This window comes from uncultured Kordia sp. (assembly GCF_947489565.1).
In the GTDB taxonomy this organism is placed as follows: Bacteria; Bacteroidota; Bacteroidia; order Flavobacteriales; family Flavobacteriaceae; genus Kordia.
Window position 1 is genome coordinate 68,746 of the sequence record NZ_CANLEA010000017.1, and the last position, 25,408, is coordinate 94,153.

General features: G+C 33.0%; 28 protein-coding genes. 6 read left to right on the top strand and 22 right to left on the bottom strand.

Annotated features, from left to right (window positions below; genetic code table 11):
* Nucleotides 1–9 precede the first annotated feature (9 nt).
* The 3 genes from Q0845_RS20620 to Q0845_RS20630 form a co-directional block, all read right to left on the bottom strand.
* Complete coding sequence (locus Q0845_RS20620; RefSeq protein ID WP_298517205.1) at nucleotides 10–1,635, bottom strand: AraC family transcriptional regulator; 1,626 nt, start codon at nucleotides 1,633–1,635, stop codon at nucleotides 10–12.
* 146 nt (nucleotides 1,636–1,781) lie between these two features.
* Nucleotides 1,782–2,267, bottom strand: a complete 486-nt coding sequence (locus Q0845_RS20625; RefSeq protein ID WP_298517207.1) for a methylated-DNA--[protein]-cysteine S-methyltransferase — start codon at nucleotides 2,265–2,267, stop codon at nucleotides 1,782–1,784.
* A gap of 216 nt (nucleotides 2,268–2,483) precedes the next feature.
* A complete protein-coding gene (locus Q0845_RS20630) occupies nucleotides 2,484–3,563 on the bottom strand; it encodes a CNNM domain-containing protein (RefSeq protein ID WP_298517209.1) in 1,080 nt (359 codons plus the stop codon).
* Nucleotides 3,564–3,811: 248 nt separating this feature from the next.
* On the opposite strand from Q0845_RS20630, the gene Q0845_RS20635 reads away from it, so the two are divergent.
* On the top strand, nucleotides 3,812–5,713 hold the full coding sequence (locus Q0845_RS20635; RefSeq protein ID WP_298517211.1) for a T9SS type A sorting domain-containing protein: 1,902 nt from the start codon (nucleotides 3,812–3,814) through the stop codon (nucleotides 5,711–5,713).
* 63 nt (nucleotides 5,714–5,776) lie between these two features.
* Here the strand turns inward: Q0845_RS20635 and Q0845_RS20640 are convergent, their stop codons facing one another.
* The 3 genes from Q0845_RS20640 to hemB are packed head-to-tail and all read right to left on the bottom strand — an operon-like array spanning nucleotide 5,777 to nucleotide 7,673.
* On the bottom strand, nucleotides 5,777–6,283 hold the full coding sequence (locus Q0845_RS20640; RefSeq protein WP_298517213.1) for a DinB family protein: 507 nt from the start codon (nucleotides 6,281–6,283) through the stop codon (nucleotides 5,777–5,779).
* A gap of 6 nt (nucleotides 6,284–6,289) precedes the next feature.
* The gene (locus tag Q0845_RS20645; protein WP_298517215.1) at nucleotides 6,290–6,730 is read right to left on the bottom strand and encodes a cytochrome c; all 441 of its coding nucleotides are present in this window, start codon (nucleotides 6,728–6,730) and stop codon (nucleotides 6,290–6,292) included.
* Complete coding sequence (gene hemB / locus Q0845_RS20650) at nucleotides 6,699–7,673, bottom strand: porphobilinogen synthase (protein WP_298517217.1); 975 nt, start codon at nucleotides 7,671–7,673, stop codon at nucleotides 6,699–6,701. Before hemB ends, Q0845_RS20645 begins: the two co-directional genes overlap by 32 nt.
* 121 nt (nucleotides 7,674–7,794) lie before the next feature.
* Between hemB and Q0845_RS20655 the strand changes: the two genes are divergently transcribed.
* From Q0845_RS20655 to Q0845_RS20665, 3 genes are all read left to right on the top strand, one after another.
* The gene (locus tag Q0845_RS20655) at nucleotides 7,795–10,449 is read left to right on the top strand and encodes a DEAD/DEAH box helicase family protein (RefSeq protein ID WP_298517219.1); all 2,655 of its coding nucleotides are present in this window, start codon (nucleotides 7,795–7,797) and stop codon (nucleotides 10,447–10,449) included.
* A gap of 136 nt (nucleotides 10,450–10,585) precedes the next feature.
* Nucleotides 10,586–11,530 carry a hypothetical protein gene (locus Q0845_RS20660; RefSeq protein WP_298517221.1) on the top strand — a complete coding sequence of 315 codons (945 nt, stop codon included), beginning with the start codon at nucleotides 10,586–10,588 and terminating at the stop codon, nucleotides 11,528–11,530.
* A 28-nt stretch (nucleotides 11,531–11,558) separates the two neighbouring features.
* Nucleotides 11,559–12,161, top strand: a complete 603-nt coding sequence (locus Q0845_RS20665) for a DUF1877 family protein (RefSeq protein WP_298517223.1) — start codon at nucleotides 11,559–11,561, stop codon at nucleotides 12,159–12,161.
* 13 nt (nucleotides 12,162–12,174) lie between these two features.
* On the opposite strand, the gene Q0845_RS20670 is transcribed toward Q0845_RS20665, so the two are convergent.
* The 5 genes from Q0845_RS20670 to Q0845_RS20690 are packed head-to-tail and all read right to left on the bottom strand — an operon-like array spanning nucleotide 12,175 to nucleotide 17,687.
* Nucleotides 12,175–13,401, bottom strand: a complete 1,227-nt coding sequence (locus Q0845_RS20670; protein WP_298517225.1) for a tetratricopeptide repeat protein — start codon at nucleotides 13,399–13,401, stop codon at nucleotides 12,175–12,177.
* Nucleotides 13,401–14,693: an AAA family ATPase gene (locus tag Q0845_RS20675; protein WP_298517227.1), complete on the bottom strand. Its 1,293-nt coding sequence runs from the start codon at nucleotides 14,691–14,693 to the stop codon at nucleotides 13,401–13,403. Before Q0845_RS20675 ends, Q0845_RS20670 begins: the two co-directional genes overlap by 1 nt.
* A gap of 30 nt (nucleotides 14,694–14,723) precedes the next feature.
* The gene (locus Q0845_RS20680) at nucleotides 14,724–15,458 is read right to left on the bottom strand and encodes a LytTR family DNA-binding domain-containing protein (RefSeq protein ID WP_298517229.1); all 735 of its coding nucleotides are present in this window, start codon (nucleotides 15,456–15,458) and stop codon (nucleotides 14,724–14,726) included.
* 1 nt (nucleotide 15,459) lies between these two features.
* Nucleotides 15,460–17,187: a tetratricopeptide repeat-containing sensor histidine kinase gene (locus Q0845_RS20685; RefSeq protein WP_298517231.1), complete on the bottom strand. Its 1,728-nt coding sequence runs from the start codon at nucleotides 17,185–17,187 to the stop codon at nucleotides 15,460–15,462.
* An 8-nt stretch (nucleotides 17,188–17,195) separates the two neighbouring features.
* Nucleotides 17,196–17,687, bottom strand: a complete 492-nt coding sequence (locus tag Q0845_RS20690; protein WP_298517233.1) for a hypothetical protein — start codon at nucleotides 17,685–17,687, stop codon at nucleotides 17,196–17,198.
* 233 nt (nucleotides 17,688–17,920) lie between these two features.
* Between Q0845_RS20690 and Q0845_RS20695 the strand changes: the two genes are divergently transcribed.
* Nucleotides 17,921–18,181 (top strand): hypothetical protein, encoded by a 261-nt coding sequence (locus Q0845_RS20695; RefSeq protein ID WP_298517235.1) that lies wholly within the window; start codon nucleotides 17,921–17,923, stop codon nucleotides 18,179–18,181.
* 210 nt (nucleotides 18,182–18,391) lie between these two features.
* On the opposite strand, the gene Q0845_RS20700 is transcribed toward Q0845_RS20695, so the two are convergent.
* The 11 genes from Q0845_RS20700 to Q0845_RS20750 form a co-directional block, all read right to left on the bottom strand.
* Nucleotides 18,392–18,526, bottom strand: coding sequence for a hypothetical protein (locus Q0845_RS20700; RefSeq protein WP_298517237.1), 135 nt, complete (start codon nucleotides 18,524–18,526; stop codon nucleotides 18,392–18,394).
* A gap of 107 nt (nucleotides 18,527–18,633) precedes the next feature.
* Nucleotides 18,634–19,065 (bottom strand): PaaI family thioesterase, encoded by a 432-nt coding sequence (locus Q0845_RS20705; protein ID WP_298517239.1) that lies wholly within the window; start codon nucleotides 19,063–19,065, stop codon nucleotides 18,634–18,636.
* 19 nt (nucleotides 19,066–19,084) lie between these two features.
* A complete protein-coding gene (locus Q0845_RS20710; protein WP_298517242.1) occupies nucleotides 19,085–20,080 on the bottom strand; it encodes a DUF4421 family protein in 996 nt (331 codons plus the stop codon).
* 54 nt (nucleotides 20,081–20,134) lie between these two features.
* The gene (locus Q0845_RS20715; RefSeq protein ID WP_298517244.1) at nucleotides 20,135–20,932 is read right to left on the bottom strand and encodes a site-2 protease family protein; all 798 of its coding nucleotides are present in this window, start codon (nucleotides 20,930–20,932) and stop codon (nucleotides 20,135–20,137) included.
* On the bottom strand, nucleotides 20,923–21,825 hold the full coding sequence (hemF, locus tag Q0845_RS20720; RefSeq protein ID WP_298517246.1) for an oxygen-dependent coproporphyrinogen oxidase: 903 nt from the start codon (nucleotides 21,823–21,825) through the stop codon (nucleotides 20,923–20,925). The genes Q0845_RS20715 and hemF overlap by 10 nt, the downstream gene beginning before the upstream one ends.
* Nucleotides 21,826–21,948: 123 nt before the next feature.
* A complete protein-coding gene (locus Q0845_RS20725) occupies nucleotides 21,949–22,149 on the bottom strand; it encodes a hypothetical protein (RefSeq protein ID WP_298517248.1) in 201 nt (66 codons plus the stop codon).
* A gap of 77 nt (nucleotides 22,150–22,226) precedes the next feature.
* Entirely contained in the window at nucleotides 22,227–22,409 is a 183-nt protein-coding gene (locus Q0845_RS20730; protein WP_298517250.1) for a hypothetical protein, read from the bottom strand.
* Nucleotides 22,410–22,536: 127 nt separating this feature from the next.
* Complete coding sequence (locus Q0845_RS20735) at nucleotides 22,537–22,710, bottom strand: hypothetical protein (protein WP_298517252.1); 174 nt, start codon at nucleotides 22,708–22,710, stop codon at nucleotides 22,537–22,539.
* A gap of 89 nt (nucleotides 22,711–22,799) precedes the next feature.
* Entirely contained in the window at nucleotides 22,800–23,543 is a 744-nt protein-coding gene (locus tag Q0845_RS20740) for an EI24 domain-containing protein (RefSeq protein WP_298517254.1), read from the bottom strand.
* Nucleotides 23,544–23,688: 145 nt separating this feature from the next.
* Nucleotides 23,689–24,231, bottom strand: a complete 543-nt coding sequence (locus Q0845_RS20745) for a GNAT family protein (RefSeq protein WP_298517256.1) — start codon at nucleotides 24,229–24,231, stop codon at nucleotides 23,689–23,691.
* Nucleotides 24,232–24,276: 45 nt separating this feature from the next.
* A complete protein-coding gene (locus tag Q0845_RS20750) occupies nucleotides 24,277–24,801 on the bottom strand; it encodes a GNAT family N-acetyltransferase (RefSeq protein WP_298517258.1) in 525 nt (174 codons plus the stop codon).
* A 275-nt stretch (nucleotides 24,802–25,076) separates the two neighbouring features.
* On the opposite strand from Q0845_RS20750, the gene Q0845_RS20755 reads away from it, so the two are divergent.
* Entirely contained in the window at nucleotides 25,077–25,352 is a 276-nt protein-coding gene (locus Q0845_RS20755) for a beta/gamma crystallin-related protein (RefSeq protein WP_298517260.1), read from the top strand.
* Nucleotides 25,353–25,408: the final 56 nt, after the last annotated feature.

Sequence of the window (25,408 nt, forward strand, 5' to 3'; positions counted from 1 at the left end):
GAAGTGTTTTTAAATGCTTTTATTTAAACTTTGAATGTACTCGGAAGGATTAAGCCCTGAATATTTTTTAAATGCTCTAGAGAAAGTTAAGGTACTATTATATCCAAATTCTGTGGCGAGCGCGTTAATTGCATATTTTCTGTAGGTTGTATTTTCTTTTAAGGTCAATAAGGCATGATTAATTTTTAATACATTCATGTACTCTTTAAAGTTTTTAGCCTTATAGTGATTTATAATAGCAGATAAATACGATGTATTTGTTCCTATTTTTTGTGCGGTTGTGCTTAAATCATACGATTTGTCTAAGAAGAAATGATTTTCTTCTAAACGAGTCAATTTATCTAAAATAATTTGGACTGTTTTTTCATCAATTTGCAATGATGAATGTGTTTTAGGAACTGTTTTTTGTTCTTTATGAGCTTCTAAATTCTTTATTTTTAGCATTAATTCTTCGAAGACTCTTTTGTTTTTAATAATTTTTCTTCTGTGAAACAAATAACCTCCCAATAATAGCAATATCAACAGTAAAGCAATGCCCAATAAAAGGGAAGACTTTTTTTCAAGAATCTTATTGCTCTTTCTTAAAAAACTAGACTTATATTCATTCTCTATAGTATTCAGTACATGAATTTTTTGCGGATCTAAGACTTGTTCATATCGTTGACGATATTTCTCATAATAAAAATTAGCATGCTTATAATCTTCTATTTTTTCATAACAATTACTCAACAATAAGTAGGCATCTAATAGATTTCTTGTGGAAGAAAATTGATACTTTTTTTCAAAACCTTTAATGGCTTTCTTTCCAAAATAGATGGCAGTATCATATTCTTTCTTCATTAAATAATTTTTCCCTTTAAAAAGGTCGCACTCTAAAGAAAAACTATGAATATTTAGAGAATCTTGTATCGCTTTTGCGCGACTAAAATATTGTAAAGATTCGTCAAATAATTTTTGATGAAAAGCAATAATACCTTGATTTGTTAATAAATGCCCTTTAAGTTTATGCTGAATACTTTTTACTTGTGGAGCTAACGTTTGATTTAATACCTGTTGATTGCGTTGTAATGCGGCTGCATTATAAATATTAGCACTATCAAGGTTTTTTAATCTTCTGTGTGCAGTAGCAATATTCAATAAAGTGGCTATATATTCTACATCATATTTATTATATGAAGTGTAATTCTCGGGATTAATATTTTTTAAGAACTGTAAATTGTTTTGATGTAATTTCAACGCTTCTTTAAAATCTGAAATTTCAGATTTGATCATCGCAATATTTGCTTGAATAGATACTTTTAAGTCATTTAAACGATATTTATGGATAGTGTCTAGCGCTCTTGAATAATAATGATATGAAGAATCTATTTGTTGTGTGTCTAAAAAACTTTGTCCTTTTTGTTTCAAAAGAAATACCAGCTCTTTAGGATATATTGCATGTTGTTTTTTGATGGCTTTTATAGCTTGATCATAATACTGATTCGCTTTTGAATACTTTTTAAGATGGTAATTAATTCTTCCTAAATATTTATAAGCTTCTGATATTGAATAAGCATTTTTCTGTGGCAGCACTCTATTTAAATAAGCCAAAGCATGAGGCTCTATGGTCAACGCATTTTTTTCAATATTAGTCACGATACTTTTTTTCAGATTTGATGTTGAAATCGTATCCAATTTAAAATCCGAAACAAGATTTTGAGAATTGCTTATGTGAGAAAAAGATAAAAAGATTCCTAACAGGAGAAAAGGAAGTTTTTTAAAGAATAATATCATTATAATTTTTAAAAAAGAGATTGTTGCTTTACAGGGCTTTCATGTTCTAGCAACCATTTTTTACGCCACAATCCGCCAGCATATCCAGTAAGCGATCCATCACTTCCAATAACTCTATGGCAAGGTGTTACAATCCATAACGGATTTTTTCCATTAGCCGAAGCCACAGCACGAATTGCCTTGACGTCTCCTAACTTTTTTGAAAGCTCTAAATAAGAATAGGTTTTTCCAAATGGAATCTTGTTCAATTCACTCCAAACTTTTTGTTGAAAATCGGTTCCTTTTGGAGTTAGATGTAAATCAAATTCGGTGCGTTTTCCTGCAAAATATTCTTCTAATTGATGAATACAATCTTTAAGAATTTGCGGAAAACTCTCAGAATTTTCAATATTTATCTTTTCATCCAATACCGAAATTTCGAGAATACCAATTTCGTTTGAAACGACTTTCGCAATGCCTAAAGGAGTTTGAATATGTGCTGTATGTGTATTCATCGAACTTAAATGTATGATTCATCGATAAAACTACTAAATTTATAGATTAACTGCATTTTTTTTATAGATTTGCTATGCATGAATAATTAATATATTAACAATAATTTATAAAAAAAATTCGTAAATTTATAATGTATTAATACACAAAAAAGAAAGTTGTTAGTAGTTGGTGATTTGAGTAAAAAATTTACCAATGATAAATATACCCAGTCGAATTTATTCTTCTGGGTTGTTTTTTTCTATCAAACCTAGCTTCTTCGCTCTTTTTTCCCAGCTTTTTCTAGCTAGCTGTTGTAAATCGGCCACATTATCACTTTCATCCATAATTTCTAAACCAAGCAGCGTTTCAATGACATCTTCTTGACTTACCAATCCGCTAACAGAACCGTATTCATCTACAACCAAAGCAATATGTTCGCGATGCTCAATTAATTTTTCAAACAATTCCGGAATAGGTAAATTTCTATTTGTAACCAACATTTCACGTTTAATAGATGCCAGCGTTTCTTCACCTTTTCCATTAATAATGGCTTCCATCATCGTATCTTTTAAAATGTATCCTGTAATATCATCCGATTTTTCTCCGTGAATTGGAATACGTGAAAACTTTAAATCTGGATTTTCATCATAAAATTGTTGAATTGTTTTGTCGGAAGTATCAATCTTTAGTACCGATCGTGGCGTCATGATATCTTTCACTAAAATATCTTTAAAACCTAAAAGGTTACGAATCACTTTACTTTCCGATTCTTGAAAAACACCTTTATCGGTTGCAATTTCTGCCATAGCACTAAAATCCTCACGACTCAATACACTTTCGCCATGACCTTTACTTCCAATAATTTTGGTAAACAATTGTAAAATCCACAAAATCCCTGTGTATTTTAAAATCAATACCATAAAATCTAGCGTTCTGGTCGTAAAACTTGCCAACTGTTTCCAGTACATAGCGCCAATGGTTTTCGGAATAATTTCCGAAGCCACTAAAATGAGAATGGTCATGATCACAGAGATGATAAAAACACCGTAGTTATCACCTTCGCCATATAGTTTTTTTGCTTCTGTTCCTACTAAAATTGCTCCAACAGTATGTGCAATAGTATTTAGCGTTAAAATGGCGATCAAAGGTTTGTCAACATCTTCTTTTAAAGCTTTCAAATTATCGGCATATGCTTTTCCGTCTTTCTTCTGGATATTAACAAAAGTTGGCGTAACGCTCAACAGCACAGCTTCTAAAATGGAACATAAAAATGAAAAGAAAATAGAAATTACTGCGTATAAAATTAATAGTGTCATGGGATTTCAAAAATTGTATATAGCGAATTTAGATAATATTTTTCTCAATTTTTTAGATATGCTGTCCGAATCTATAAAGTTTCTGTTTTTTGGGAGGTTTTTATCGTTAAGAGCTCTTTTTTAGCGTAAAAAAATAGTGGTGACATTTTATAAAACGTAAGTTACTCCTTTATAAAACATCATTATATCCACTTTTTTTCAATGATTTCACGTGCTAAGTTTGCTTCAAACCAAAAAACAATTTAATCATGAAAAAAAGTATTTTTAAACGTACACTATTACAAAAGTGTTATGTAATGTTTTTTATTTTAACGGTGGTAAATCTTTCCACATTTAAACTAAAAGCACAAGAAAACCGAGAAGTGAAAGTTGAAGGAGATCATATTGAAATCTCTCAAGAATTATTTGACCAAATAAAAGATTGGCAAAATAAAAGAGATGGACAACTTTCTTTAGACAAGTATTTACAAACGAAAAACATTTCAAGGGAAATGCAACCAAAAGTAGAAGCACTTTTAAAGGAGTTACGTGGAGGATCGAGAGATACCGATTGTAATTGTGCGATGCTTACGGTAAATTCTTCATACGATGTAGCGCCAAATTATTACAATCAATTTTCGCCACCAGAAAATCAAGGTGGATTGACTACTTGGTATGCAGAATCTATTAGAGGAACAGCAACACGTCAGCGATTGAGATTGAACTCACCTTCGACAAACAATGAGTATGAATATGGAAAATCTATAACAGGTGATGAGGTTTCTTCCAATAGTTATGCACGTATGTCATTTAACTATATCTGTACCAATGGAGGTTTGTTCCCAGAAGATTGCGGATGTTCTAAAAATATCTACTTAAGAGCTAAGTATTATGGAGAATCATGGGTTTCTACCACTGCATCTGGAGGTTGGGGAAATCATGCTTGTTTTGCAGCTGTAGAAGACGATGTAGCGTTGTTTGCCATTGATCAGTATTTAACAGATACCGAAGTTACCGTACTTGGAGGAAGACAATACCAATTATCAAGAGCGCAAGACGATACATGGAATCCTGAATTTTGGATGAATGTAGTAGATTTAGCTTCATCAATTGCAGGTGTTGTTGAGGATTTTGATAGCGGAATTGATTGGAGTGATACTATTTCTGAAGTAGGAGATCAAATTATTACAGTTTTTCAAACACCTATAGACATTCACCATCAAGAAGAGCAAGATGGATCTGAAAATGGAAGCTTTTCCATGAGTTATGATGGCGGAGTTACCTTAGAACCAAACCATATTTTAACGGTATCTATGATTTCTAAAGGATATATTTATGGAAAAGGAAAAGGGAAATTTGTAAGTGATTCAGAGCATAAAAGTGCTTATTTAATGTCGGCAATTTTACCTTTCGATGATTCAAATCCTGAATGTTGTATGGAAAAATACGGAAAGTGGGTTTCAGGATCTTTAGGAGCGCAAGGATCAACTGGATTGCAAAATACAATTTCTGCACATCAAACATTATGGGGACCTTGGGATAATTTATCAGATGCTAATGGTGATGGAAATGTAGATATTAATACAGGAATTGGATATGCGTATCAAGCAGATCAATGTGATGTTTGCGGAATAGATCCAGTTACTGGATTGGATGTACGTGCAACAGGAATACATATTCCAACCAATACACGACCAGCACATTTATCATGGGACGGACAAGCAGGTGTAAGTTATTATCAAATTAGAGTGTATAGTAGTACAGGTGTATTATTACATTCATTTAGCACCACAAATACGAACTTTACTATAAATTTAGCACCAGGAGATTATAGCTTTTCAGTACGTGCTTTTTGTGAAAATGGAACTTCAGCAACTTCAGGATCTCATCCATTTACAGTACAATCATTACATGCACATGGAGATCCAGTACGTGTAAAAATGTCTCCAAATCCAGGGAAAGCGAAAGTAGAAATTAAAGTAGAAAATTATAAAGATTTCAAAACAGTAGCCCTAGAAATTACGGATGTAAGAGGACTTCCATATTACAAAGCACAAATTAAAGATGGTGTGCACAACATAAATATTCAAAGATGGAATACCGGAATCTATTTTTGTAAAATTACTACAGATGATAACCAAACTACGGTAAAACAATTATTGAAAGAATAGTTGGCAATAGTTATGTAAATGAAAAAGAGTCTATAGCAATATAGACTCTTTTTTTATCTCTTTCTACCAACCGCGATATCTCGGTGGTTTTACATCATTTAGGTTCAAGTATACAATGAGTTGCCCTCGGTGATGTGTAACGTGATCTTGCAATAAATTTAAAATTTGAAGCTTGGTTTTTGGACCTGCAAAAAACTTGACAACTTCTTTCAATTCTTCAGGAGATGCTTTTTTGATAATTGCTGCGGTATTGTCAAAAGCTTCTGTAATAGCTTTGATGACTGCTGCTTTGGTAGTATAGCTTACTTTTTTAGCATCTTTCTCTTCCTTTGAAAAATACGTAGAACTCAACCAATCCATATTTTGTTTGATATGTAATAATTGCTCCTGAAACGTTTTTTGACGTTCCGTAGGTTTAAAACTATACTTATCTTCTGGCATAGCTTCTGCCATTTCTACTAAATAGTTTTTAGAATTCTCCCATTTTTCAAGAAACGCTGTAATTGGTGTATCTTGTGCTTTCGCGATAAACGACGCGAATAGTGTAAGAAGTAAAATGTATTTTTTCATAAGTTTTTAGTGAGTATATAGTAAAATAGATTGAATGTCTTGGTCTGATAAATTAGGAAATGAAGTGCACTTATAACCTCTTTCATCAGTATATTTTATAGTGCTCGAAAAATCATTTCGCATAAATTTGATAATATCTACAGTAGTGTAACGCTGATGAATACCACGCAATGCTGGACCTGTAGATTTTGAATGTAACTTATGACACGCAGCACAATTCACCTTAAATAATTGTTTGCCAACTGTTGCTTTCTCATCTAATGGAGGAGAAATTGAGTACGTACCGCAAATAAATTGTGGCTGTTTCTCAATAGTTGAAACAACTTGTAATTCTTTTACATTAACAAGATACAACACCGCCATTCCCGCAGAAATTAAAAATATAAATATGGAAATCGCAGCTTTCATTTTGGTATTAAGATAATAATTTAATGACGTCTTTGGCAAAATAACTTGCAATCATATCGGCGCCAGCACGTTTAAATGCCATAATCGATTCCAACATCACCTGATCATGATCTAGCCAACCTTTCGCGGCTGCCGCTTTCAACATTGCATATTCACCACTTACTTGATACACAGCAACTGGCACATCAAATTCATTTTTGACTTCTCGTACAATATCCAAATATGGCATTCCAGGTTTTACCATCACAATATCAGCGCCTTCATCAATATCCATTTCGGTTTCGCGCATCGCTTCATGACGATTGGCAGGATCCATTTGATAGGTTTTTTTATCACCAAATCCAGGAGCAGAATCCAACGCATCACGGAAAGGTCCGTAAAAAGCCGAAGCATATTTGGCACTATAACTCATAATACCAACATCGGTAAAGTTTTCATCTTCCAAGGCTTCACGAATGCTCAAAATACGTCCGTCCATCATATCGCTTGGCGCTACAAAATCAGCTCCAGCTTCTGCATGCGAAATGCTCATTTCTGCCAATACTTCAACCGTATCGTCATTGATAATTTTTCCTTCTTCCACAATACCATCATGACCAAAAGAAGAATATGGATCCAATGCTACGTCAGTCATGACAATCATATCTGGACAAGTATTTTTAATCACTTTGATAGCACGTTGCATCAAACCATCTGGATTTAACGCTTCTGTTCCTTTATTATCTTTTAAATTGTCAGGCACTTTTACAAACAACAATACAGATCGCAAACCTAAACTCCACAACAATTTTAGCTCATCAACTAAAGTATCTAAACTATGTCGGTAATAATTGGGCATAGACGGAATTTCTTCCTTCACACCTTTGCCTTCTACGACAAAAAGTGGTACTAAAAAATCGTTGGCAGTGATGATATTTTCTCTTACCAAACCGCGAACGGTAGCATTGGTACGTAAACGTCTGTTGCGTCGAAGTGGAAACATAAATTCTTATTTAAAGATAAATGATAACATCTAAAATATCTTTTCTATTTTAGACTTGAATTCGTTGCTACTATTATTTTTCAAGAAATAGAAAAAACAAAATGAATTCTCTGCAAAGATAATGAATAAAACGCCTAAACTCATATCAAAAACGCCTTTTGAATCGCTACAGTTTCAGTTGACTTGGCGAAATTATCAAGAAAAGTTTTTAGCATTTTTTGATTTACATTTAAACGACAATCATTTGCATGTAGTTGCGCCGCCAGGTTCTGGAAAAACGATTTTAGGATTGGAAATGCTGCGCCGAGTGCAAAAGAAAACGATTGTATTTGCACCAACCTTGACCATTCGGAATCAATGGAAAGATAGATTGCAGTCTTTTTTTACTACAGATGGTTCTTTTTTGGAGTATTCATTTGATTTGAAACAACCTGCTTTACTCACGTTTACAACCTATCAATCCTTGCATTCGTTTTACAAATCGTTTGAAACGCAAGCAGAATTTTTAGCCCATTTTGAAAACTACGGAATCGAAGCTATTGTACTAGATGAAGCACATCATTTAAAAAATGAATGGTGGAAATGTTTGTTTGCTTTGAAGAATGATCGAAAGTTGACAACCATTGCCTTGACCGCAACGCCACCAATTGACAGCACAGATCAAGAATTGTCACGCTATTTTGAATTATGTGGTCCAATTGATGAAGAAATTGCCGTGCCCGATTTGGTAAAAGAAGGTGATTTGTGTCCGCATCAAGATTATATTCATTTTTCGACACCAACAGAAGAACAAGTAGAATCTATAGTAGAATATCGTGAGAAAGTGGCAGACTTTGCAGACAACTTGGAAGCGGATGAACAGTTTCTTTTTTTGCTAGAAACCCATCGTTTTTTGACAAGTACGGACGATCATTTGGAAGAAATTTACAAAGAACCAAGCTACCTTTCGAGTATTTTAATCTTTTTGAATGCACTTGGAGAAACCATTAATCCGTATTTGTATGAAGTGTTAGGTTTTGATGTGCACCAAGAAGTGAGTTTGCCTAAATTGGACTATAATTGGATTGAAATTTTACTGCAAAATATATTATTTACAGATCGTGAACAATTGGTAAAACATGAAGAATTGTTGCAAAAATTAGAAAATCGTTTGCGTCGCAACGGAATGCTTCAAAAGAAACGTGTGCGTATTTTTGGCGATGATCAATTGTATAAAACTTTGGCAAACAGTCCGAGCAAACTGCAAAGTATTGTTGATATTATTCAACAAGAATATCGAAACTTGAATACTGAATTACGTGCGGTCATTTTGACTGATTATATTCGGAAAGAATTTTTAAAATTTACCAACATTGAAGCTGTAAATCAATTGGGTGTTTTGCCAATTTTTCAACATTTACGCACTTCTTTGAAACGTGTCCGATCCATTGGAGTACTTTCGGGAACAATGGTGATTATTCCCAAAAAATGCTTGCCAATTTTAGATTCATTTCATCCAGATAAAAGCTATAATTATTCATTGTTGGATTACGATGATGAATTTGTAAACATATCAATTAGCTCCAAAGTAAAATCTGGTTTAGTTGCAGATATTACCAAACTTTTTGAATTGGGACATATCAATGTGTTGATTGGTACCAAATCATTATTGGGTGAAGGTTGGGATTCGCCAGCCATCAACAGTTTGGTATTGGCTTCGTTTGTAGGATCGTACGTTTCTTCCAATCAAATGCGTGGTCGTGCGATTCGTTCCCAAGAAGGAAATCCAAACAAAATTAGTAACATTTGGCATTTAGCCTGTATTGATCCAACTGCGGATGATGGCGGAGACGATTTGGCAAAACTACAAAGACGTTTCCATGCATTTGTAGGCGTTTCAAACATAGATCCAATTTATATTACCACAGGAATTGGGCGTTTGGCTTTGCCTATGAATTATGATGATGAAATTATTCAGAACATAAACATTCGCACTTTTGAAAATGCCGCGAATCGAAAAACCATAAAAAACAGATGGGAAACTGCAATAAAAAAAGGAAATTCGCTCACGACCGAAATTCAATACTTTACGGAGCAACCAAAACTGGAAATTAAACGTAAAAAAGTATATCAGCGCGAAATGTCAAGTTATATTGCTGCTGAATGTATAATGGTAAGTTTTGTTGCAATATCTGAGATATACATACACAAGGTTTTGGCAACAGTTTCTTCTGGATTTTTATACTCTTTGTACAGTATTATTGGACTCTTAGGAATATTTTTAGGATATAAGATTTTTAAAAAGATCAGTATCTATTCACAATCGCAATTTGTATATAAAAATATAGACAATATAGGAAAAGCGATATTGCATTCACTTCATGACTTAGGATATATTACAACGCCATTGGATGAAATTAAAATTAAGTCAGAACAAATATATTTGAAAGGGACCATTTGTAATATTGATGGCACTACACGTGTGGAAAGTGCACTTTTTGTAAAAGCGTTTCAAGAAATATTGAATCCTATAGAAAATCCACGGTATATACTTGAAAAATCAAGCGTATTTAAAGAGCTCACAGAATTACAAAACTATTATGCAGTACCTGCAATTTTTGGTGGAAAAAAGAAAGATGTTGAGGTCTTTCTTGGAAATTGGCGAATGTATGTGAATGGAGCACATTTACATTATACCCGAACAGTTGAAGGAAGAAAATTATTGATAAAAGCGCGTTTGTTTCATGTGACCAATGTCTTTAAAAATACCACGAAGAAAGAAGTGATTTGGAAGTAATGGTATTGTTTTTGATGCGATGTATTATAATTAAAAGCTAATTTTTTGTTAGAAATAGTAAAAGCTTTCTTAATAGCTTTTGATTTCAACGGAGAAATAACTAGCTTCAAATCATAACATTAAAAACAACCGAACCATGAAAGGCAAATTTCTAAAACTTAACAAAGCATGTAGTGAACAATGGGGCAACATGACACCGAATGAAAAAGGGAGTTTCTGTGATGTCTGCGCCAAAAATGTCATCGATTTTACGCAATTATCTCCGTTAGAAATTTCAGAAAAAATCAAAAACTCAAAAGGAGAAATTTGTGCCCGATTGACCAAACAGCAATTGGCAACTCCGCTAATTGATTTGCATGAACAGAAAGTGTATAAGTTGCCGTATTCAAATATTGCAGCCAGTGTATTATTGGCTTCAACCTTAGCTGTCTGTACAACTTCGTGTGCTCAAAACGAAAAAGCGCCGACTGAATTTGTACAGACAGCATCGAGCTTATCTTCAAAATCAAATATCAAACGACCTCAAACAAAACAGACTCCAACCGCAGCAGATAGTTTTGTTACTTTTAAAGGAAAAGTAAATACAGATGAAGGAGGAAAGCCTGTTGAAAATGTTAAAATTACGTTTGTAACGATTCAAAAAATACTCACTACCTATAGTTTAGCCGATGGAACATTTTCGCTAGAAATTCCTTCAGAATTAATTGATGACGACAATGTGATTCGAGTTTCTTACAGAGAAGTTACCACAAAAAGCGGAAAAAGAAACGACTTTGGATATGATGACAAAGACCATATTTTATCCAAAGAAGAAATGAGTTCAGCATATACTATAAAAGCGTATCCATTAATTTTAATTTTGGGTGGAATTGGTCATGTGACTAGAAAGCATCCAATAGTGATCGAAAATCAGAAAAAAATCAATTATAAAGACTTTGTAGATGCTCAATACGGAAAGAAAACGAGCTGTGATTTAGAAAACAAAGATTATCTCTATTTTGAATCGGAAGCAGCGGTTGCTATTTATGGAAAAGGGGCAGAAGCTGGTTTGTTTATTTTAGTGGATAAGACAAAAAAATAGTTTTCAGTTCGGTTAAAATATATCTATCATGGCCATTGATTTGTGTTTACTAGCAGCGCCAAAAGAAGTTGAAAATATCTTAACAAAAGCAATAGTTCATCAAGATTCTGAATATCCGGATGCTGTTTTTGCACTTTCTAGTGCTTTGGAAAATAACTTTACTGACTTTGGTCATCCAGATTGGATTGAACTTAAGAAAGATGCACAAGATGTATTGAAATATTATCCTGAAGAGAAATTCAATTCGAAATTTTATCTTGATACCAATAGAACATTTCAAATGTTTGATTATTTAATTGCTAAAAGGGAAGATTCCGTTAGACATTTTAAAGATGCTATTCCTTTTTTTTATGATGGAATAAAACATGCTACTTGTATATCTGGTCAAGGATTTGGTTTACTGTATTGGGATTTAGATATTTTACGAAAAAAGAAATCACTTTTAGATGCTGTTTCTTTCGAAGAATTCTATGAAGTGTATGATGCTGAAAATATGATAGCTGAAGGTGTATATAAAATTGAGCAGTTACAAGGAAAAACAGAAGAATTACGGACTATGTTTACTAAAATTAAACAGTTTTTGGAACATGCGCTCACACTAAAAGGTTATGTGTTGATCATAAAATGTTAACACTGTAATACACTCAAGAAATAAAATTGAACAACCATGTATATAGCACCATCATTCCTAACACGATGCCGCCAACCAACATGATATCTGGTGTAAATAATATGCCAAAGAAACCTACACAAAGCATGGCAATTCCGTAGCAAAGTCCAATCATGCGTGTTTTTTTGGAACTTCGTAAAAAAGAACCTGGTAATGGTAAAATAGTACAAAAACAGGTAAATCCCCACAATTTATACATTGGATTGTTGAATGTAAGAAATGCAATCACGGCTAAAATTCCCGCTAAGGTCAATCCGCCAAAAGCGTAACCACTATATTTTTGATTCTCTGTGAGTAAATATTTCCCATACGAATCGCCCAATAAAATAGTATTGGATAAGGCTTCCATAATCCATCCGCCAAGGACAAAAATTAAATATAAAATCACTAACGGAATGATTAAAAAGGTTAAATCTGAAGCTTCTAATACTTTTATACCCAAACGATAGGTTATATACAAACCAATAATAAAAACCCACTGATTTCGCGATGATTGTTTGCTAATCCAAAAGGCATATTTTAAATACCATTTGTATAATAAATTCTTGGATTTTATAGCTGTTGCCATACCTTCGCGTGCGTATTGCGCATTTGGATTGAGTTGCAAGGCTTGTTTGAAATGATGCAAGGCTTTTTTAGTATCGCCATTTTCCAATGAAACCCAACCAACATTAGCATGTGCATAATCATCTTCTGGATTGTCATATAAAATATGTTCTACTGTTTGATTGGCTTCTTCTTTGCGATTGAGCCTGGTTAACAAACGTGCACGCATATTTAAACAAGTTGAATTTTTAGGATCGAGTTGCAAACCTTCGTTGACAAAATGCAACGCTTCTTCAAACTTCTTTTTATCCATCAACAACGCACCTTTAAAACCAAAATAAACTGCTTGATACGGATCAAGTTCTATACTTTTATCTGCCAAATCAATAGCATCTTGAAGCTTGCCTAAACGAGATGCAATTTGTCCTTTTAAAAAGAATAAATTCCCTTCATTAGGGGTTTCTTGAAGTAATTCGTCAATTATTTGAGTAGCTCTCTCATAATTATTTATATTAAAAAAACACAGCGCCAAATAGTATTTGCTAGGATAATTATAAGCACTTTCCGAAACCGCTTCACTCAAATAGGTAATAGCTTCTTGAAAACGTCCTAATTCAAACAATTGTACACCTCGCAAATGGTTTTTTGACTCCATTACTTCTTGATGTTTAAATAGGCTAAAATATCATCGTACAATCCGCTATCATTTGCATACAAAGCATAGTTTTTAGAAGAAACAAACCATTCTTTGGTGCTTGGTTTTATCTTTTTTACAGCTTTTAAAATATCTTTTGTGCTTAATGGTTTTGGAATGCCATCTTTAAAAGAAGCTTCTAGTTTTTTCTCAATAGCAACATCAATAGCCGCTTGAATATCGGCTCCAGAAAATTCTTTGGCGGCTTTGGCCAATGCCATATAATCAATGGTTTCTGTAGGTTTTTCTTTGAGATGAATATTAAATATAGCGGCTTTGGCTTCTACATCGGGCGGCGATACAAAAATGATACGATCAAAACGTCCTGGACGGCGAAATGCAGGATCTAAATGCCACGGCGCATTGGTAGCACCTAAGATTAAAATTCCATCGTTATCTGCGTCAATTCCGTCCAATTCTGCCAAAAACTGATTGATTACGGTTCTTCCTGAGGTTTTATTGACATCGTTTCTATTCGCGCCAAGCGCATCAATTTCATCTATAAAAATGACACACGGCGTATTTTTTCGAGCTGTTTCAAAGATTTCGTGCAAGTTTTTCTCCGAATTTCCAATCCACATATCCAAAATATCATTGATACCTACACTGATAAAATTCGCATTAATTTCTCCAGCAGTCGCACGTGCAATATGTGTTTTTCCACAACCTGGCGGACCATATAATAGAATTCCGCCACCAATTTTTTTACCATACGCTTTGTACAAATCTCGATGTTCCAAAGGTTTGATAATTTTTAAATCAATTTCCTTTTTAATATCCTCCATGCCGCCAATACTGGCAAAATTAGTCGTTGGCTTTTTTAGGAAAGACAAACCGTCTTCATCGATAAAATCAGGTTCGCGCCTGGTATTTACTTTTAAAGCATTGTCAAAATCTTCATTTTCATAGTTTGCATCCAATTCAAGCAACTCTTTGTAGGTTTCTTGCGCATCGCTATAATTTTCTTGGTTGATTTGACAGTAACATAGTAATTCTAAATATTTCTGTTCTGAGTTTAGTTTGATAATTTCTTCTAGCAACACTTCGGCAGCAGTAACTTTTTGCTGTTTATAGAAACAACTTGCCAATTCGTATTTGGCTTCCAAATGATTTTTATCCAAATCAATAATTTCAATGAATTGTTGCGCGGCTTCATCAAAACTTCCTTGTTGCATGTATAGTTTTGCAATTTGAAATTTGAGTGGAATATTATTGGGGGAAAATTGTAATGCTTCTAATAAAGTTTCTAACATTCGTAAGTCTTTTTCGGTACTTTTTTAATATTATCTAAAAATACGATAGTTTTTGAGAAAAGTAGCTTTGTATTTTCGGCTTAATATTACTTTTTCGCCATTTGTGAGCAGTATTAGGTTGTCTTCCGGATATACCATTTTTATTTTTTCAAGACTGACAATCATATTTCGATGCACTCTGATGAATTGATTTTCTGGAAATTCTTTCATCAATTGTGTTAAGGAAGTATGTAAGAGAAACGTTTCTTCGTCTGTTTTCAAATTACAATATTGTCCATCTACCGAAATCGCATAGATGTCTTTTCGGTTGATTTTGATCAAAGCTTTGTTCTTTTTCACAAAGATGGCTTCGTTGTAATGCACAGGAATTTTTTGAGAAAATGCACCTTCTTGCGCTGCCGTTTTTTCGATGGCCAATTCAATCGCAAATAGTAATTCTAATGGATTGTAAGGTTTAATCAAATAGTTATGTGGATTGGTGTTTTTAGCACTTTTAAAAATAGAAGCTTCGAGTGAACTTGTAATAAAAATAAAAGGTTTGTCACTGCCAATTTCGTTGGCAAACGCAATTCCTTTTGGTTCGCCTTCCACAAAAATATCAAGCAAAGCAATGTCAAAATCGACACGATCTAGCAATGCGATACCTTCTTGCAGAGAGGAAGCTACACCCACAATTTCCATATTTTGCAACAACAGTGTTTCTTTTAGTATCTGCAAGTCTTTTTCTTGGTCTTCAAAAACCAACACTTTTACCTCATTTGTCATATCATTTCATGGTTGTTTGTAATGTTATTGAAACAGTTGTGCCTTTATCTTTAGCGCTTGAAATTGAAAAAATTCCACTATTTTTTTCTGTGAGTTCTTTACTGAGTTGTAGTCCCAAGCCTGTACTTGTTTTTCCTGTACGATCTTTGGTGGAAGTCGTTTTGTTTTGGTTGAAAAATGCCGTGTCAAATCCACACCCATGATCTATGATTTGCAGTGTGCATGTGGTAGAATCTTCTATAGCTTTGATATTGATTTTTCCTTCTGAAGATGAAAATTTGATAGCATTGTCCAATACATTTCGCAATACAATTTTTAAGGAATTTGCGTCTGCGTATATAAAAGTTGCTTCGTCAATAGTTGTATTGATCTCAAGTTTATGTTCTTCAATAATTGGTAAATAATCGTACAACACTTGTTCAATGATAGAAGATAAAGGTAGTTTTTGTGGATGGAAAAGTAATTTATCTTGATGTTGTAATGTCCAATGCAGCGTATTATCGATTAGTAAAGCAGTGTTTTTTGCCAAATCATATCCTTCTGTAAGTGTTACAAGTTCTTTTTGATCTTGTGCAGATTTTTCTTTGCGTTGAAGAATGTGATATAGTTTAGACTTTAACGTATGCACAGGTGTTTTAAGATCGTGTGTTACAATGGAAAACAGTTTGTTTTTGGTGGCATTTAACTCTTTGATGATTTTATTTTGCTTGCGCATTCTGATATAAAAATAGCTTAAGAATGCGAGTAAAACTGTTGCTAAAATTGCAATAATAATATAGAAGAATTTTTCCTGTTGTTCGGCTTTTAATTTCTCTTCGTTTACTTGTTGCGCAACTTTTTTGTCATTTTGTGCGGTTTCCCAGATTTGATCTCTGTTCCAAATGCTATCCTTAATTTTTTCATATTCTTTTCGATAGCGCAATGCTTTTGCAACGTCTTTTCGATTTTCTTCTACTACAGAGAGATTCAACAAAGCATCTTGCAATACGGTCAAATTATTGGCGCGTTTTGCATAGGCTAATCCTTTTTCAAAAAAGGGAATTGCCAAATCGTCTTTATATTGCTGATAATACAAATTGGCAATATCCAAACTCGATTGTGCTAAACCTAAGGTATCTTTATACTGTTGATTCAAGCGATAACTTTCTAATAGGTTTTCCTGTGCTTTTTCATACTTTTCTTCATGTAAATAACACAAGCCTAAGTTATGAAGGTTGATTCGCTTGCTTCTTTGGTTTTCAGAACTTATGGATTTTGATTTTTCTAAAACTTCAATACCTTTTGAGAATTCTTCTTTGTCTTTATAAATTACACCTAATAAACCATACTGATTCTCTAAAGAAGAACTTTGAAATGTATGTCCAATTTCAATGGCTTTTTGAGCGCTTATTGAAGCATCATTTAACAGCTTTTTCTGATACAAAATACGTGCTTTAATGGTATGCAGAATATACAGTTGTTTTTTATCTTGAATTTGATTTTTCGATATTAATTTTGTGATAAATATATAAGACGAATCTATATTTTTTTGAGAAAAGTAATAATGTAATTGATGAAAATCATCTTTATTAAATTTATCAAAATAAGAAGCATCTGTATTGCAAACAGGACAACTTTCCAATATTTCTTTTTTAAAACTTTCGGTATGTTGCTGTTTCTGTGCTGTCGAGAAGCTTATGAATAAAAGACTGAAATATAAAATATATGGACCTTTGTAGTATGATTTCATGATGTAATTTATGAACCTGAACCTGAACCTGAACCTGAAGCTGGTGGAGGTACGGATGTAGTTACGGTTCCTCTGGAGAGTTTTTTACCAATATTTCCGTTGCCATATGGTTTCATATCATATTCAAAAACAACATGTATGGCAGTATCATCATCATCTTCATTGAGAATGTCGTACTGAATATCAATAGACCAAAGTTGGAAGGTAGAAGCTGCATTCGGTGGAATATCTTCTTCCCATTGAATACTTATTGTTCTTGCTTGTATAATACCCGCATGCGTTTTAACTTTATTTCTAGCTTCTGGTGGAACAATAGTAATTTTTTCAATACCACTTGGAATGATAGCAATAATGCGTACAAAATACAAGTTTCTTTTTCCATCTTTAAAAAACTCTACCAATGGATTTTCTGGTCGAACACCAAAGTCTCTTAATATAAAAGAGGATACATTTTCAGCATCGTATGTATATGATACATAGTTGTTTTCTCCTGTTTTCATTTTCATATGGTTAGTTAACATTAGTATCACAATTTAGCTAAAAAAGAGCTTGTTTTTACTTTTTCATTGGAAAATACATCTTGTACTCTGTTACAAACGTCTTGTGATATAAAAATTACCTTTCGTATAAGTTTTTCTCAAATCCGACGCTGTGCAAGCCATCTTTGTATCAACAAAAGGCGGAAGCGAAAAGCCTAAAATAGAGTAGCGATACATTTTAAAAATCAACCATTATGGCAAGTATTCAAGTACAAAACAACTCAGACGTAAAAGTATTATTTTCAGTTTTCAAAAAAGGAGATGCAGGAATTCCTTTTTCTACACAGTGGATTGATCCAAAAAGTTCACATTCTATGGAAATAGGAAATTTTAAAGAAGTTGGTGTGGGTGCACAAACACAAGAAGGTGGAAGATGGGTTTCAGATCCTAGAGTCGGGCAGACTTTTACAGCAAATCAAACCTGTGTTCTTACAATTTCTAAGACCGTAGGATAGTAAAAAACATTCCTAAAAATCGTCAATGCTTTTAATTACTAAACGTATTGGCGATTTTTATTTGAGTTTTTCCATCGCAGTAATTTTTCCTTTATTAATAGCTTAAACTTTTTAGATGCGGTTGCCTTGAGTAGTTTGTGCTAGTTTTATTTAAAAAAAAGCAGAAAAACTCTAATAGTTCTCTGCTCTTATTTTTTAGTTTGAACAATATTAAGAAGGAGGAATCCCACTAGTTGTTACCGTTCCTCTGGATAATTTTGTACCACCACCTTTAATAATTTCAGGTTTTTTGACAATAGCATTGAAAAATGCATTTATTTGTTTTTGCTTTTCTTGTTTTTTCATAAAATTATAATTTTATAGAAGTTACGTTTTTTTATTAAATTATAAAAAATAAGATGGTCAAATATTATTTTAAAAATCACCAATGTGCATTAATACGTTGGCGATTTTTATTTGTAACCTATTTCTTCCGTTAAGGCGATTCTACTTTTGGCGAAATTTCCAGTGCCAAAGGCAATTTCTCTTCCTTTTTCATCCACCAATGTACTTTCTGCCACAAATAAATTGCGCGATTTGAATTTGAGTTTTCCTGTCGCAGTAATTTTTCCTTCGCTGATAGGTCGTGTAATGTTAATATTGAAAGAAGTCGTTAGTACAAAAGCATCTTTTACAATAGAATTTACGGCAAAAAAAGCGGCATCGTCTAAGAGTTTGAAATATACCGAACCATGAATGGCGCCCAACGCATGAAAATACTTCGGATCAATGGTCATTGAAATCGTTGCGGTTTCGTCACCAACAGTCATTTCAGTAGTTTGATATATCTGCGTATTCATATTTGCAGACAAATACATACGTTCTAATTTTCGGTAGTGTTCCATGATTTAAAATTAGTGAATTTTATAGTCCAGTCTTTTTTTCAACCCAATCAAATGGTTTTTTTATAAGTTTTGGTGCATCAAATCGATATCCAATAAAGAACTCAAAAAAGTTTTCTGTTTGTAGAAAATTTTCTTCTGATTTATCGAAGTTTGAAAGATTTTTAACGTTGTATTTTGCACCTCCATAAAGCGAATTTGAATTGTATCCTAAAAGTAATGTTGAATCGTATACATAATGCAATCCATTACTATTACCAGAAGTACTAGTATTACTCAGGATGTTAATTTCTTTATCTTTAGTGAAGTTAATTCCAATTCCTGGAGAAATTTCTACAGATAAAAACCAATGATGTTGATATATAAATGTGTAAAAATAGGAAGGTTTGAGTGTAATATTTATTTCATTTGATTTGATATCTGTTTCTCCGATATCTTTTAATTCAGCATTGATATAATTGTAGTCTAAAGAAGGAATAAAACTTCCTGCAGATTTTTTCTGCCAATGTATATATCCATTGATTGCTGGAAGTGAGAAATTGTCGTTGAATTTATAAGCTGTATTACCAGCATACGTTGTGGTACGCAATCCTGAGAGTTGAATGTATGGGTCAATTCCTTGTTGCCAATTTTCTATAAAATCTCCAGTATTATTTATATAAAAACCTTTGATACGTTCATAACTTATACGCTGCAACCATTTATCAAAGTAAAATTGAAGGCCAAAATTGCTCAATTCTGTTTTCCCTTTTAGATTTTCATCATCATTTCCTGGTAAAAATTGCGGACTAAACCCAAGCGTGATTCCTAAAAAACGATAATCAATCGTTAGAGAAAGTCTGTATTCACTATTTGGGACCAATTCCAAAGAAGTTTCGGAATCTTGTATTTGGTACGATCGCACATCACCACTAAAATTGGTGCGGATACTAATTTTTTCTTTCAGTTTGTCAAAGTATTCATTTTCTAGAGAAATGGTATCTTTTGTTTTAGGAGCATCAGATGTTTGTGCTTCCATACTGAATAGCATCCCTAAGCATAAACATATGGAAAGAAACAATTTCATAAGTTATTAAATATACTTATTCTTTGGCAGAATCTTAATGAATAACATAATCAGTGTACAAAAAATATAAATCGGTACTACAAATTTTAATAGACTCACTAAAAAGTCTGAAAAACTATACATTGAAAAATAAAGCGCGCCCAATTTATATAATAAATATATGTAGCATACAAGCATAACTATGTATAGGAATATTAATGCTTTTTCTGCTTTTTGACCCATAAAAGCAACAATCATTGAAATGGTTGAGCTAATAGCAATGATAAGTGTTAATAAGGCTAAAATAATCGGAAATAAATTGGCGGTATTGGTTATGGTATTCCAATTGCTTTCTGTTTGAGTAACATCTATTGTTCCTGAAATGTATTGGTATATATTATGAAGTATATCTATTATTATTTGAAAACCTTCACTCAATGAGCCACTTGGAGCAATAAAATTAATGCTAATTAAAAACGGAATCAATAATAATATTGGAGCGCCAATGGTACAGATAATACGCACTATTGGTGGTTTGGACAGCAGCATATAATCTTCAATCTGAAATGGTTCACTAGTATCCAATCTTTCGTCAATCATTCCTGATATTTTGACAAAACCGCCTGTTGGAATCCAACCTAGACAGTATTCGGTTTGATGACGTTTAAATTTTAAAATATGTTTATCACCAAATGATGTTAGCATTCCAAATCTTTCGATACGCACACCAAAAATACTTGCTAGCATGCAATGAAATATGTTAAACAAAAACATAATGATTACGGCAGAAACTCCAAAGTATATCGCAGCTGTGTTTAAATCCATGCTTTCGGATTTTTCAAGACTTCAATCAATTTTGCTTCTTCACTTCCTGCTGCTGGATGATGATTGTATTTCCATTGCACTATTGGTGGTAAACTCATCAAAATACTTTCAATACGCCCGTTGGTTTTGAGTCCAAACAAAGTTCCACGATCGTGTACTAAATTGAATTCTACGTAACGTCCGCGACGTACTTCTTGCCAATCTTTTTGAGTTTGTGTGTATTCCATTTCTTTGCGACGTTCTAAAATAGGAACATAACTATTTAAAAAGCTATTTCCGACTTCTGTCACAAAGTCAAAGCGATCTTGCATTGAGAATTCTTCGGTTTCTTTTAAATAATCAAAGAACAATCCGCCAACACCACGTGCTTCATTACGGTGTGCATTCCAAAAATAATTGTCGCAGGTTTCTTTAAATTTTGGATAAAATTCTGGATGATGTTTGTCACAAGCTTCTTTGCAAACCGTGTGAAAGTGCGTTGCATCTTCTTCAAACAAATAATAAGGTGTCAAATCTTGTCCGCCACCAAACCATTGTGTTACAATATTTCCTTGTTCATCATACATTTCAAAATAGCGCCAATTGGCATGAACTGTAGGAATGAATGGATTTTTTGGATGCAATACCAAGCTCAATCCACAAGCAAAAAAATCACCTTGTTCTACCTTGAAATTTTTACGCAATGCTTCTGGAAGTTCACCATGAACTGCCGAAATATTTACGCCGCCTTTTTCAAAAATAGCTCCATTTTCAATCACACGTGTACGTCCGCCGCCACCTTCTGGGCGTTTCCATAAATCTTCTTGAAATGTAGCTTTTCCATCAATTTTTTCTAAGGTTGAGGTAATGGTATCTTGTAATTGATGAATGTAGTTTAGAAAAAGGTCTTTCATTGTTTTTTGATTTAAAATCGCACTCTTTTTAAGCACAACAAAGGTACTTTTTATATTAGAAATTTAACAAAAAAAGAAGCCATTACTGACTTCTCTTCCGTAAACTATATTTTTACTATGGTCTTAGTTAAAACATTTTGGATAGCCATTACATGATAAGTTACAGCTATTTCTTTCACTTGCACAATTTCCGCCTCCACCTGGGCAGCTGTCGGTTGGCGCTTGAGGTGAATCAAAACCACCAACAATCATCTGTTGAACTTTTTTCTCAAGAGAGACAATGGTGTTTTTTCCTAAACTTAATGTTGTTTTACTTTTTTTCATTGTTTTGTTTTTTTGGTTGAAGTAAAAAGAAGTCATTGCTGACTTCTTTTGGTTCTCTTTATTGTTAACGTAAGAAACTAGTTATGCGAAATTGGACAAGGTCCTTCTGCAGCACATGTTTTTCTTTTTGTTGGGCAATTTCCTCCTGGTCCAGGACAACTTTGATAAGAAGTCTCAGCGCGTTCAAATCCACCTAAAATGTTCTCTAATGAAGCAATTGTTTTTTTACTAATTGCTAATGTTGCTTTACTTTTTTTCATTGTTTTTGTTTTTTGTTTGGAGTGAAAAAAGAAGTCGTTTCGGACTCCTTTTTTAGTAAAAATATTTTTAAAGTAGTTTTAAAACGATGCTAAAAAAAGCATCTTATAAACTCTTCAAAATTGTATTTTACGCACGTTGAATAGTGTCTTCACATGGACCATTATGAGCACATGTTTTTGCTTTGGTAGGACATTGGTCACCTGGACAACTCTCCGAAGTTACAGAGCGTCCACCATAGATGTTTTCTAATGAAGCAACTGTTTTTTTACTAATTGATAATTTTGTTTTACTTTTTTTCATGTTAAAAATTTAAATTAAGCAATTAAAGTAGTAAAAAATAATTAGAATCAATAGGTAATGTTTTAGGCTTCCTATAGGAAACAGGTTTTTTATTTTTTTGTGTGTAATTCTCGTAAAGTAGTAATGGTTCCTGCTACAGCGGATAATGGCAATACAACAAGAATTCCTACGATAGGAATGAGTAGAATTAACATAAATACAATTCCGTTCCCAATAGCAATTCCACGATGATTGCGTACATATTCAAGGCTTCTTTTGTATGGAAAATAGCGTTCTAGGGTATAATCCATATTTCCAAATCCTGCATAATAGGATTGTACTAAAAAGATAAGTAATAGAAAAACAGAACCAATTACAGGAATGAAGCTAAAGATAAAAAATGGAGTAATCCATAAGAGTTCTACAACAAAGTTACGTATGCCAAGTTGAAAGGCTCTTGCTAAAGCAGAAGTTTGTGCTCTAAAACCTGTTCCTGGTTTTTTGACAATTCCGTAAATATGTCGTTCTATTTTTTCTGAAATTGGACTCATAAACGGCGCTGTAATAATCATTAGTGCATGCTTGAAAATGACAATTCCTACCGCAAAAACAAGTATGCCACCAATAAAATTACTAATGGCAATTACAGTTTGTTTTCCCCAGGAAAATCCCCAAGCGCTCGCAATAAAACCGCCAACATCGTCGGCAAAACTCCAAGACGAAAAAATGACTGCCATTCCTAATAGAAAACTAATGACAATTGGAATTTTAAAATATTTCCATAGATTGAGTTCATTCAGCAATCTAAATGCTGTAAAGTAATCTTGAATTCCGTTGAATACTTCTTTTACCATAGCTTAAATGTACAATTAATCTTAAAAATCGTAAACAAAACGATCTTAATTAATTGTTTTGTTTCATAAGTTTTATGCTTGTGTTGATTTGTATGAACAACTGATATAAAGTTACTTCATTTGTTTATTATTTTTTTACATTTTATCAGAGGTCTTTGATTATTTCGTCTAAGTGCACTTTTGTCAGTTCGTAACGATTGACATTTTGTTGGAAATTAATCATGCCCGGAATTGTTTCATAGGTGCGAATGAAATCAAAACCTAACTTTTTCAAAGTTTTGTTGGGAGCAATATTCTCAGCATAGGGTTCGCAGATTAACTTTTTTAATTCGAACTTTTCAAAATAAAGAGGAATTGTCATTTTTAAGAATTCCAGTCCCAATCCACTTTTTCGTGTGTCGCTTTTCCATAAATGTAAATGCATATTGGCGGATGCTCCAAACGAGATATGATTTACATTTGAATGTCCAACAGGTGTATTGTCTATCAACCATATTATATAATAGTTGCTTTTTTCTTTGTATGGTTTAGCTAATTCTGATTGAAGATTTTGAGTCCACTTTTCTCGATTCGGTAATTTACTTTTGTCAGCGCCCATTCCTTTAAGATAATCCTTTTCTGCATCCATAAAATAGGCGACTATTTTTTCAATATCAGATGCTATAAATTCCCTTACTGTTGCTTTCATGAGTTTATAATGTCAAATTGTATGAAGTATAAAAAATGTTGTTGATTATAAAACACGTTCAAAATGCAATACATCCATGATATTCCCGTGAAAATCCTTGTGGCCATCTTTTACACGCTTGGTGAGTATAAAATTATGTTTTTCTGCAATACGAAGACTTCCTGGATTGTCTTTTCCAATTCTGACAATCGCTTTTTTTAAGGTTAATTCTTCTTTAGCGTAGGAGATGAGTTTTGAAATTCCTGCTGAGGTAATGCCTTTTCCTTCATAAGTTTCATCAATAAAATATGCGAATTCACATTCCTTCGTTTGCCAATCAATTTTTTTGATAATTAATAAACCAATCATACTTTGAGAATCATGCGCAATAATTTTGAAAGTAAAGTTTTCTTTTGCCGCGACAGCACGTATTTTTTTATTGATATAATCTTCAGTTGCTGTTAATGAGCAGACTCCTCTAACTGTAATAGGAAAGTATTGATGTAAACGTTTGGCATTGGATTGAACCAATTCAAACAGTGGAATTTTATCTTTTTTTTCTAGAAGTGCTATGGAGAATTGTGTTTGCATACACCTGTAAATGTACTATAAATTTTAAATGATATCGTATGCTATAAATTTTTTAAGGTTTTATAACTTTTTCTTTTCATGTCTAGAATTCTCAATCTTATAATTGAATATCAAACGCTTAGGGATTTTTTTTAGAGCTCAAAGAATTTTTTGGACAATTTTGAATTGTAATAGAAACAAATTATTCGATTGAGTAGCTGCTATTCGTTTTTATTACAAAGGTGTAATCCGAAAAACCTATTTAAATAGAGTAGGAAGATAAAAAAGTAAATATTATGAGTAAGATAATTGTATTTCAAAATTCAAATATAAGCGGATCTTCATTAACGCTAACAGCATCAGATCCTAACTTAGTTCCTCAAGGTTGGAATGATAAGATCTCGTCGTTAATTGTAGTAAGTGGCACTTGGGAATTGTATCAAAATACTAAATATGGTGGTTCATCTTGGAGTGTTTCTGATTCAGGCGGTCCTAATGGAGATGGTGTTTATCCGGATTGGAGCGATTGGGGAGGAACAAATGATTCTATTTCATCAATTCGATGTACTTAAGATTTAAAACTTAACAAATGTTATTGCCGTTTTGAAGCAGTAAATACAACTTCAGA